Source organism: Paenibacillus lentus, from assembly GCF_042714055.1.
Lineage (GTDB): Bacteria > Bacillota > Bacilli > Paenibacillales > Paenibacillaceae > Fontibacillus > Fontibacillus lentus_A.
The window spans coordinates 1-820 of sequence record NZ_JBHGVC010000040.1 but is presented as its reverse complement, the minus strand read 5'-3'; the positions used below and the strand labels follow the sequence as shown (position 1 = coordinate 820).

Here is an 820-nt window from a genome sequence, read left to right as displayed (position 1 = left end):
TAAGGGAGAGATGTCCGGATGGAACGTAATAGTTACAGTGAAGAGTTTAAGAAGCAGACAGTGAAGTATATTTTAGAGCAAAGTAAGTCAATGTCGCAGTTGGCCGAAGAACTCGGTATATCTGCGGGTGTGTTGCATAACTGGAAAGCACTTTACCGTGATGATATCCAGCTGGAATCTTTAGTCACACCGGAGAGAGTGCGTCAACTCGAACAACAACTGCGTAAAAAGGAACTGGAGAATCAAGAGAAGGAGCGGGAAAATCAAGATCTCCAGGAAGAACTCGCTATATTAAAAAAGGCGCTGCACATCTTCAGCAAAGAAAGGAACTGAGGTTCCAATTCATCAAAGAACATCGCTCCGAGTTTCCGGTGGAGAAGATGTGCAAGGTTTTACAAGTGTCTCGGAGTGGCTTCTACAAGTGGCAAAAGGCATTGCCTAGCGAGCAGAAACTTCGAAAGGCGAAGGTTCTGGAGAGGGTCATGTATCATTTTCATGACTCCGAGGAACGCTACGGCAGTCCTAAGATTACCCGAATGCTGTGGAAAGAACGTATCCAGATCGCGGAGCGCACAGTTAGCATCTACATGAAAGAACTGGGGTTGCGTTCTTGTGTCTCCCGTAAATTTAAGGTGCAGACGACCGATGCCAATCATGACTCACCCATTGCTCCCAACGAATTGGACCAGAACTTTGCCGTATCTGAACCGAACAAAGTGTGGGTTGCGGATATTACCTACATCCCCTGCCGAGAAGGACGGCTGTACTTGGCTAGTCTGATGGATCTGTGCACACGCGAGATCGTGGGTTGGCGGCTTTA

General features: G+C 47.4%; 2 protein-coding genes. Both read left to right on the top strand.

Annotated elements, in window-relative coordinates:
• The first annotated feature begins 18 nt into the window (after positions 1 to 18).
• Entirely contained in the window at positions 19 to 333 is a 315-nt protein-coding gene (locus ACE3MQ_RS27295; protein WP_055105575.1) for a transposase, read from the top strand.
• Positions 291 to 820 (top strand): IS3 family transposase (locus ACE3MQ_RS27290; RefSeq protein ID WP_379398783.1); only part of this gene is annotated, 530 nt, incomplete at its 3' end. The genes ACE3MQ_RS27295 and ACE3MQ_RS27290, both read left to right, overlap by 43 nt.